At 36.3% G+C, this 8,903-nt stretch carries 10 protein-coding genes; 5 read left to right on the top strand and 5 right to left on the bottom strand.

The annotated features are described in order from the left end of the window. Positions 1 to 987: zinc metalloprotease (locus E1171_RS13840; RefSeq protein WP_155206622.1), on the top strand; the 987-nt coding region annotated here is incomplete at its 5' end. An 87-nt stretch (positions 988 to 1,074) separates the two neighbouring features. On the opposite strand, the gene E1171_RS13835 is transcribed toward E1171_RS13840, so the two are convergent. From E1171_RS13835 to E1171_RS13825, 3 genes are all read right to left on the bottom strand, one after another. Next, entirely contained in the window at positions 1,075 to 1,494 is a 420-nt protein-coding gene (locus E1171_RS13835; RefSeq protein WP_155206621.1) for a group III truncated hemoglobin, read from the bottom strand. A 70-nt stretch (positions 1,495 to 1,564) separates the two neighbouring features. Then, the gene (locus E1171_RS13830) at positions 1,565 to 2,041 is read right to left on the bottom strand and encodes a hypothetical protein (RefSeq protein ID WP_155206620.1); all 477 of its coding nucleotides are present in this window, start codon (positions 2,039 to 2,041) and stop codon (positions 1,565 to 1,567) included. Between the two features lie 177 nt (positions 2,042 to 2,218). Further along, complete coding sequence (locus E1171_RS13825) at positions 2,219 to 2,506, bottom strand: hypothetical protein (protein ID WP_155206619.1); 288 nt, start codon at positions 2,504 to 2,506, stop codon at positions 2,219 to 2,221. Positions 2,507 to 2,584: 78 nt separating this feature from the next. On the opposite strand from E1171_RS13825, the gene E1171_RS13820 reads away from it, so the two are divergent. Continuing rightward, entirely contained in the window at positions 2,585 to 3,175 is a 591-nt protein-coding gene (locus E1171_RS13820) for a Crp/Fnr family transcriptional regulator (protein ID WP_155206618.1), read from the top strand. Between the two features lie 72 nt (positions 3,176 to 3,247). Here the strand turns inward: E1171_RS13820 and E1171_RS13815 are convergent, their stop codons facing one another. Together E1171_RS13815 and E1171_RS13810 are read right to left on the bottom strand one after the other, a co-directional pair. Beyond that, complete coding sequence (locus E1171_RS13815; protein WP_155206617.1) at positions 3,248 to 5,542, bottom strand: nitric-oxide reductase large subunit; 2,295 nt, start codon at positions 5,540 to 5,542, stop codon at positions 3,248 to 3,250. Positions 5,543 to 6,112: 570 nt separating this feature from the next. Beyond that, a complete protein-coding gene (locus E1171_RS13810) occupies positions 6,113 to 6,451 on the bottom strand; it encodes a hypothetical protein (RefSeq protein ID WP_222931503.1) in 339 nt (112 codons plus the stop codon). Positions 6,452 to 6,978: 527 nt separating this feature from the next. On the opposite strand from E1171_RS13810, the gene E1171_RS13805 reads away from it, so the two are divergent. From E1171_RS13805 to E1171_RS13795, 3 genes are all read left to right on the top strand, one after another. After that, positions 6,979 to 7,557, top strand: coding sequence for a SprB repeat-containing protein (locus E1171_RS13805; RefSeq protein WP_155206615.1), 579 nt, complete (start codon positions 6,979 to 6,981; stop codon positions 7,555 to 7,557). A gap of 295 nt (positions 7,558 to 7,852) precedes the next feature. Continuing rightward, positions 7,853 to 8,284 carry a c-type cytochrome gene (locus E1171_RS13800; RefSeq protein WP_155206614.1) on the top strand — a complete coding sequence of 144 codons (432 nt, stop codon included), beginning with the start codon at positions 7,853 to 7,855 and terminating at the stop codon, positions 8,282 to 8,284. A gap of 60 nt (positions 8,285 to 8,344) precedes the next feature. Beyond that, positions 8,345 to 8,884, top strand: a complete 540-nt coding sequence (locus tag E1171_RS13795) for a YceI family protein (RefSeq protein ID WP_246164344.1) — start codon at positions 8,345 to 8,347, stop codon at positions 8,882 to 8,884. Positions 8,885 to 8,903: the final 19 nt, after the last annotated feature.

Raw genomic sequence — 8,903 nt, 5'->3', positions numbered from 1 at the left:
ATTTTTACTGCTTGTTCCAAAGATAAAGAGGAAGTTTCAGCAACAGACGATCCTTCAAGTACACCGGAAGAACCAAACTGCGATACTCAACGAACCTGTGCCTCCATTGATGTGCTTAATACCAACATGGAAAAATTCCCTGAAATCAGAGATCGTATGCGGGAAATAGAGGAACATACCAGAAACTTCATCCAAAGAAAAAGAACTTTCCGAACTTCTGCAGAAGCTTCACTGAATATCGAAATTCCAGTGGTAGTGAATGTTCTCTATAATTTGGAAAGTGAAAATATCTCTGACGAGCAAATTCAATCCCAAATTGATGTTTTAAACGAAGACTTCAACTTCCTAAATGAAGATAAAGACAATGTCCCTGAGGAGTTTATGAATTCAAGAGCAAATATTGGAATTCATTTTAGTTTAGCACAGATCAAGCGAAAACATGTTTCAAAAGTGGAATGGACTCCCAATGATGACATGAAATCTACTTCAAAAGGAGGCTTAAATCCAGTGGATCCCGAAAGAAACCTTAACATTTGGGTAATTAACACTTTCGAACCCCAGTTTGATACGGAAGAATGTCAAGAAACCACCCTACTTGGCTATGCCCAGTTTCCAGGTGGGCCCATACAAACAGATGGCGTAGTGGTTACCCATCTGGCATTTGGTCGATTTGGAAGATTGTATGCTTCAAAAGCTAAAGGCAGAACAACTACACACGAAGTAGGACATTGGCTTAACCTCCTGCACATTTGGGGAGATGGAGATTGCGAGGATGATGATTTTGTTGCCGACACTCCAAATTCAGATGAACCTAATTATGGATGTCCTGAATATCCTACGGTTCATTGCGGCTCCAACGACATGACAATGAATTTTATGGATTACACGGATGATGACTGCATGTATATGTTCACCAAAGGTCAAAAAGACCGGATCATGGCCCTTTTCGATGCTGGTGGTGCCAGGGAATCATTTGTAATTAACTAAATCCTCATTTTTGGCTTATTATCACTAAAAAGAAAAGAATTTAATTTTCCCATTAATCTAGTAAAAAGTTATTTCAAGAAATCAAGACTACTTTTTTCTTGCAGAAAATATTCGCATAAAAAGAAAAGTGGCCATCTTTCGGGCCCTGGCCTTAGCAGCCATGGCCTTTTCTCCTTCAAAAAGCTCATCTACAGTCTGCACCCACAACTGCAACCAATGCCCAAAATGCTCCTGGGTAAGGCGGTTATCGAAGTTTTCATCGACCTGTTGATGAACCTTGGGTGGGTTTCCTTTATAGCGAACCCTGAAGAAAAGGTTCGTCTCCCAGAAATCCGTTAATTTAGAAATGTGTTCTTCCCAATTAGTTATAGTCTGATTAAAGAAGTCACCTATTTCAGGAGATTTCCTCACTTTAGCATAAAAAGAACTCACTAAAAGAAATACATCTTCCCGACTGCTTAAATCTTTTAGCCCTTTTTGAGTTTTATTTTCGTTAAACAACAACATTATCCTTCATTTACAATTTCTTCAGAAATAAATTCAATTTAGTGAGCACTTGGACTACCAAGAGCCTTTTTCAACTATGCGGGTGCAGCACTTCTCCAGAGTATTTCTTCTTATGAGCAGCTAATTGCCAGATTCCCAAGAATAGCAATGCCAACACTTTTAATATTTCCAAAACCACATAATAAATATGCGGACTAGCTCCTTCAATTTCTTTCCCACTAATGTAGATTAATGCTCTTTCATCTAAAGCAGGAAGTAAAAAAGAACTTTGAGTAAGTACAATAAAAATAATCAGGTAACCCAGGACCTTTATCCGGACATTTGCCGAAAAAAGTAATAAGTAAAGGAGCAAACTAAGGCTAAAAGCTAATTCTACTCGATTCAAAACTTTAAATACTAAACGACCTATTTCTAGGCCAATAGCTAATGTTACACTTGGAGCTTGAAACTTAAGAGGTGCCTCCAAGAAACTTAATCCCATAATAAAGCCCATCCAAATAAAAATGATTACAAATTGATATTGAATAAGATTTCGAAGCCTATCCATTACGTTTAAGTTTTTACAATTGTGAATTAGGAATCCATTAAAACCTTAACTTTTGAACTTTGAGATTTTAAAAAGTGACAGAGGGTGGTATTTCCTTCCTAATAAATTCCTAATGGGGTTTAGGGGTAAGAACAGAACACCTCCCTCATCACTTTCTCAACCATACTCAATTGGTTACTAAACAAAATTGACTAAAATAATCATCCAATGAGAGAGGGAAGTAATTAAAAAAATGGGTATCGTTACCTTCACAGGAGCCACTGCGATGTTCGGAATAATAATTGCAAAAGCACCCAATACGCAAATAAAAAATTGAAGGGGGTTATTTCCAGCGCTATGAATAGACCAAAGTGTTAATGGTGCAGTGAGGTTTGCATGGAATAAAAACATGAAAGCCAAAACTCCTAGGCGATTAACTTGTAAGTCTATAACTTTGTCATTGTACCAACTGATTACATTTTTCATGACCTTTCCTTTTTGATTTATACAAAGGTACCACCAGGAAGAAGGGAGATTTTATGACTCTAATCATAAAGCCAAAAAATGATAAAAGAAGAAATATTAAAGGCCTTTGGCGCTGAAGAACGGACTTTAGAGAAAGGAGAAGAGCTTTTTCATGAAGGCACTAAGGCCAATTATTATTACCAGGTTAAAATTGGAGAAATAAAGGCTTATAATTTAAATGAGGAAGGAAAAGAATTTGTCCAGGGCATCTTTACTTCTGGCCAAAGTCTGGGTGAGCCCCCTTTGATTGGAGAATTCCCCTACCCTGCCTCTGCAATAGCTGTTCAACCTTCGGTAGTCTTTCGATTGCTGAGAAGTGATTTTATAAAACTACTGGAGAGTAATTTTGAAATCCATATGCAACTTTCTGAAAGGTTAGCCAACCGATTACGGTACAAGGCGATGATCATGAAAGAAATTTCCAGCTACGAGCCAGAGCATAGAATTTTGACTTTAATTGACTATTTTAAAAAAGAGAATCCAACAGCCCAGGAAAAATACGAAGTAAAACTTACCCGTCAACAGCTAGCAGACCTTTGCGGCCTTAGGGTAGAAACCGTTATTCGAGCTATCAAAAATCTGGAAGCCAAAGGTGAAGTAGAAATTATCGGAAGGAAGGTTTTTAGATGATGAAGAAAATAAAAGTGAAGAGTTGAGAGTTATTGATTCCCTTTCACTCTTCACTTTTAACCTTAAACTAATTTAAACCAATTCTCTTTGTTCGTTTTTGGATACTTCTTTTGCAGCACCCACCAGGTCTTTTTCTTGTACTGACCAACCAGTTTTTAATCCAATGATAAACCAGGCCAAACTAAGCACCCCAACGGTAAAGACAACATCTCCTACAACTCGTAGCCATCTTAATACTTGTAAATAATCTTGCTGCAAGAATTCTGCCGAACGGGCGTACCACAAACCTTTATCTATACTTGCAGCTACCTGAGCCAACCCAATTGGTAATAAACTCAGTAATACCATAAGGATTAATCCTAGATTTAGGGACCAAAAAGCAATTTTAATGGATTTTTCTTTCCAGACAGTTCGCTGGGAGAGCCCCCTTATCACAAAGAGCATCAAACCAATACCTAACATACCATATACCCCAAACAAAGCGGTGTGCCCATGAACTGCTGTAGTGTTTAAACCTTGCATGTAGTATAGTGCAATGGGGGGATTAATGAGAAATCCAAAAACACCCGCACCCAGAAAATTCCAAAAAGCAACAGAAATTAAGTAATAGATCGGCCATTTATAGGCTTTAATCCATTCTGTGCTCTTGCTAATTTTTAAATTGTGCCATGCCTCATATCCCATAAAAACTAATGGTACAATTTCCAAAGCACTAAATGAGGCTCCCAATCCAAGAACCATAGTAGGTGTTCCACTAAAATACAAATGGTGGAAAGTTCCAATAATTCCCCCCGCAAGGAAAATTACGGTAGAAAAGAAAGATGCTTTAGTGGCTTGTTTAGCATTCAATAGGCCCATATGAACAAAAAGAAAAGCAGCAACCACAGTAGCAAATACCTCAAAGAATCCTTCTACCCACAGATGCACTACCCACCATCTCCAATATTCTACCATAGATAAATGTGAATGTTGTCCCCACATTAATCCAGCCATATAAAATAAAGCAATGGCTACGGAAGAGATGAAGAAAAGGACCACCAAATTTCTATTGGAAGATTTTTTTACCAAGGCTGGTTTCAAAGCTCTTCCCATCAAGAATAACCACAGCAATAGTCCAATAGTCAGAATATACTGCCAGAACCGTCCAATATCAGTATATTCGTAACCTTGATGTCCAAAATAGAAATTCACATCATACCCTAATTTTTGCATAACACCAAACCACATTCCTGCCTGAGATCCTACTACCAGAAAGAGTAAGGCACCAAACAATACATTCACTCCTAACTTTTGATATTTAGGTTCATAACCAGACACCGCTGGCGCCATATACAAGCCCGTCGCCAGCCAGGAAGTAGCGATCCAAAAAATAGCAATTTGTACATGCCAGCTTCTGCTAATGGAATATGGAAGAAATTCAGCCAAAGGAATCCCGAAGAATCCATCCCCTTCTACTCCGTAGTGAGCAGTAATAATCCCCATTATAATTTGGACTAAAAATAACCCTACTACCACCCAAAAGTATTTTAATGTAGCCTTCATGGAAGGGGTTACTTTCTTATCTAATAAGGGATCTTTTTGAGGTAAATTTTCATTCTCCTCATGCTCCTCACCGTTTTTAGCGTAATAATAGCCCAAAAGACCAATTCCTATTAAAAGCATCACGATGCTAAATCCTGTCCAAATATGAAGTGACTTATCTGGAGTATTTCCTACCAGATCCTCTGCAGGCCAGTTGTTGGTATAACTAATGGATTTTCCTGGACGCTCAGTAACACAAGCCCAACTTGCCCAGAAGAGAAAAGTATTCATTTTCTCCATCCTGCGAGGGTCTTTGAGTGTTTTTTCGGCCATTGCATAGTGATCTCTCAATTTTTTAAACTCAGGATCCCCCATAAACAACTTGGTGTAATGATCACTTATATCCTCAAATGCCTTTTGTCGAAGTGTTGATATGGTTAAAGTTTTGGTATTTGGATCATAGGTATTTGTCCGAACCTGATTTTTTAATTTGACCTTCAAGGCTGCCTGGTTGGCCTCATCTAAAGAATCATAGAGTTTCCCAAATTGCTCTTTGGCCATGAAATCCAAAATGAACACAGCTTCTTTATGTAACCAATCCGCCGTCCAATCTGGAGCGACATAGGCACCGTGTCCCCATATGCTGCCTAATTCCTGTCCACCAGTAGTTTGCCAGGCATTTTGCCCTTCCATTATATCTTTTCCAGTAAAAAGCAGCTCACCTCTTTCATTTATCACTTTTTCCGGAATTGGAGGAGCCTTCCTGTAAATTTCAAATCCGTAATAGCCAATTACAGCAAAAGAGACTGTAACCACTAAAAAGAGCGCAATCCATAATTTTCTCATTATACCACCAGTTTGATTTTGCAATAAATACCCTCAGTCATTACTCCAAGTACATCTTTAAGGCCTGAGCAACTATCAAGTAGTTAAAAAGATTAAAAAATGGGATAGCGCCCAGACCAAAAAAATGTATTCCTGGATGACATTACAAAGGTATTTTACAGCCCTGCCCTACTTTTATGACTGAAATCATATAGAGGAAATTTTTAATATTTAATGAGAGGAGATCCTTTAAAGGAAAAAATCATTTACATTACCTTTCATCAAATGACAGGGGAGGAACGACAAAAATCAGAAACGGTTTTATCTCAAAAGAGAGGTTGATAGATTAAATCTAACGAACTTCCCTGTGGTCTACGATAATTTGAGAAAGAATAAGAGGCCCAAAATTATAATATAAAGGAACCCTTCAAAAAATCCGAGATAAAATCAAACTTCCGTGATCAACAAAAAACCTCAAATGGTCTTCCCATTTGAGGTTTTATAACATTGGAGCTTATTTTTTAATGGATAAAAGAAATATCATATTATGATTAAAACTAATTTGGGTTTTTAATAAGGTAGAAACTCTCATTACATATTTCTTAACCAACTATCCCTCAATTTGGTCTTTGAGTTCGAAGAATTAAGAACTTCCTCAGCTTCAAATCCATGTTTTTTGATCTCATCCTTTTCTACCACTTCATATGTAAAATTTACTTCCCTCTCTCTTCGCCTTACCCTATGCTCATAAGTAGTTTCTACCTCCACAGCCTTCATTTCCCTAAATATTTCTTGTACGTATCCAAGGTTAACCGAGAGTCCATTATTACCAATAAATTCATCAATTTCCTTAAAACCCGCAGAAAGCAGTTTTTCATAGATCTTTACAAACCTTAATTTCCCCTCAAGAGCAACCAGATTCATCCTCAATTGTGAAACCTTTTGTCCTTTCTTAACATCCTTCTCATAATTAATTCCTTGATCTATTTTATTATAATTATTTCAATCTTTTTCTTACTTATTTTACTTATTCCATCATTTGGTAGAAATTTTTCAGCCGTTGGTTGAAAAGATTTGCCAAATAATAGTAAAATTAAAATTTTAACGATTGTAAAGGAGGGAGAAGTAACTTGGATCTCTATGTCAATATCCTGTTAAAAGAGAGATTATTTATAAAATTTTCTATTCTTTTTACTTTAACCAATCTAGGTTATAGTGAATAGCTTTATTTGCGGGACATTTTAACGGAGAACACTTTCTTTTTTTAACCTGGAAAATTGAACAACTAATTTTTTAATAAAAACCCTTAGGGAAAAAGTCATTTCGCTAAATATAATTATATAAAAGGACACCAGTAAACTAACATTATTTGAAAAATTCTTCAATCAAGAAATCAAACAGGTGAAACCTTGTTTGGAAAGAAAATTTTTTTCCCAAAAGAACTAAACCAAAGAGACATGAAAAAAAATCTAACCATTCTGAACACCTTCTTTTTAATCTTTTTAACCATTTTCACTATCTCTTGCGAGGATAAGGAGAATGAAGTAGAACCTGAATGTGATGGAAGTTTTGAATTAGAAATTACTTCTTCACCAACAAGTTTCGAGGAACAAGAAGGAACTCTGGAAGTGCAGGTAAATGGGGGAACACCTCCATACCAATACAGTATTAATGGAACCAATTTTCAAAATGAGTCTTTATTTAGTGGACTAGGCTTTGGTGAATATACAGTTAGCGTTAAAGATTCTCAAAACTGTAGTACAACTGGGAAGATAGAAGTAAAGTTAACAGCTATAAGTTTCTCCGACCATGTTGCACCTTTAATCACCACCTCTTGTGCTACCAATTCAAATTGCCATGGAGCAGGCTCCAACTTTCCTATTTTTTCATCCTATGAGGAAATTAAAGCCTATTCCAATGATATAAAAACAAAAACCGGCAATAAAACCATGCCTCCGGCCTCCTCTGGCACTTTAACGAATGAACAGATACAGATGATTGCAGATTGGGTTGATGCAGGTGCCCCTCAAAATTAGATTAAACTAAATCCCATTTACTGGCGGGCATGAACCAAAGCCAGTGAAAGAGATTCAGTTTTTCATTTTTCAATAGGTGATTTTCACCCCAATTGAAAGACTTCAAACAGAATTAAATATGGGTGCAATAGCTACTTAATGCCGCTGCATCCTTTTTCATAAGGCACTTATAAGAAGCATTGGCTACTTCATGTGTTTATTACATCATCAAAATTTTAATCTAAGCATGTCATCCCATTATATCAAAATGCAATAATTGAAAAAAATCAATAAAATTTAAATTACATTTCTCCATATGAAAAATTCAGTTTATAAAAACTCCAGTAAGTTAAAAACCAATATTTTTTTTCTGGAAAAATTATTGGTCACTTCCCTAGCCCTATTTCTACTTTGCTTTTTAAATGCCTGTACCTCTGATAATGAAGAAGAGCTTTTTGAAGAGGAAACATGTGATTTATCTTCCATAAGCTATGATTTAAAGGTTCAGCCCATTTTATCGCAATATTGTTTTGCCTGTCACAGCACTCAGGCCAGTAGCAATTCTGGGGCAGGAATTGATTTAATGGATTTTGATCAATTAAAAATACAAGTAAATAATGGAAGTCTTTTAGGCTCTATCAAACATGATTCTAATTTTTCACCTATGCCTAAAGGAGGGGCCAAATTATCAGAATGTGAAATAGAGACCATTCAAGCTTGGATAAATGCTGGGGCACCTCAGGATTAATTGTCTTTCTTTAAATGCTTTTTATAGTTAATTGAGCCTTAACGATTAATCCTTTAAAATATGAAACACATAGTATATTTACTGCTTAGCACATTCATTTACTTGCCTTTATCAGCCCAAAAATATATGACAAAAAATGGCCATATTTCTTTCTACTCCGAGGCTCCTTTAGAAAAAATTGAGGCAGAAACTAATATGGCCTCCAGTGTATTTGATAGAGAGACCAAACAAATTGCTTTTGTGGTTCCAATCAGTTCCTTTCAATTTGAAAAGCCTCTTATGCAGGAACATTTCAATGAGAATTACATGGAAACAGAAAAATATCCCACCTCCACCTTTAAAGGAAGAGTAAAGGGATATGTGGAAGAAAAAGGGAAACAGGAGGTGGTGGCCGAGGGAGAACTAAATATCCACGGAGTAAGTCGAAAAGTCAACATTCCAGGAACATTGGAACAAAAAGAAGATAGCATTTTTATCCAGGCCTCCTTTATGACTCTTTTGAAAGATCATAAAATCAAAATCCCTAAATTGGTTTTTCTAAAAATTGCTGAAGAAATAGAAGTTAAAGTAAACTTTACCTATCATTTGTATGAAAATTAATTTTACCCATAGCAAACTT

Source organism: Xanthovirga aplysinae (assembly GCF_009711365.1).
In the GTDB taxonomy this organism is placed as follows: domain Bacteria; phylum Bacteroidota; class Bacteroidia; order Cytophagales; family Cyclobacteriaceae; genus Xanthovirga; species Xanthovirga aplysinae.
The sequence above is the reverse complement of the archived record's forward strand: the minus strand, read 5'-3'. Positions and strand labels throughout refer to the sequence as shown.

Coding starts and splice junctions, on each gene's coding strand:
- E1171_RS13805 (WP_155206615.1), top strand. CDS start 6,979: ATGAAAAAAAATCTAACCATTCTGAACACCTTCTTTTTAATCTTTTTA.
- E1171_RS13795 (WP_246164344.1), top strand. CDS start 8,345: ATGAAACACATAGTATATTTACTGCTTAGCACATTCATTTACTTGCCT.
- E1171_RS13835 (WP_155206621.1), bottom strand. CDS start 1,494: ATGTTGTTGTTTAACGAAAATAAAACTCAAAAAGGGCTAAAAGATTTA.
- E1171_RS13820 (WP_155206618.1), top strand. CDS start 2,585: ATGATAAAAGAAGAAATATTAAAGGCCTTTGGCGCTGAAGAACGGACT.
- E1171_RS13800 (WP_155206614.1), top strand. CDS start 7,853: ATGAAAAATTCAGTTTATAAAAACTCCAGTAAGTTAAAAACCAATATT.
- E1171_RS13825 (WP_155206619.1), bottom strand. CDS start 2,506: ATGAAAAATGTAATCAGTTGGTACAATGACAAAGTTATAGACTTACAA.
- E1171_RS13815 (WP_155206617.1), bottom strand. CDS start 5,542: ATGAGAAAATTATGGATTGCGCTCTTTTTAGTGGTTACAGTCTCTTTT.
- E1171_RS13830 (WP_155206620.1), bottom strand. CDS start 2,041: ATGGATAGGCTTCGAAATCTTATTCAATATCAATTTGTAATCATTTTT.